Origin of the sequence: Flagellimonas abyssi (assembly GCF_019457905.1) — a bacterium.
Lineage (GTDB): Bacteria > Bacteroidota > Bacteroidia > Flavobacteriales > Flavobacteriaceae > Flagellimonas > Flagellimonas abyssi.
In genome coordinates, this window is sequence record NZ_JAHZSV010000092.1 from 1 (window position 1) to 244 (window position 244).

The 244-nt window shown below is 61.1% G+C and carries 1 pseudogene; it reads left to right on the forward strand.

The features are described 5' to 3' along the window. A pseudogene (locus K1F36_RS19945) lies at positions 1–244 on the forward strand (GMC family oxidoreductase); the annotation flags it as partial.

Consider the following 244-nt stretch of genomic DNA (forward strand, 5'->3'; position numbering starts at 1 on the left):
TCGGCGCGTATATTGCTGAACTCCAAGAGCGACCGGCACCCCAATGGACTGGGCAACAGCAGCGACGTAGTGGGCAAGTACCTGCACGACTCGACGGGGGCCGACAGGGCGGGCTTCATCCCGGACCTGATGAACCGGAAGGTCTCCTATAACGAGGACGGCGTTGGCGGTATGCACGTGTACTCCCCATGGTGGGGGGACAACAGCAAGCTGGACTTCCCGAGGGGCTACCATATCGAGGTAT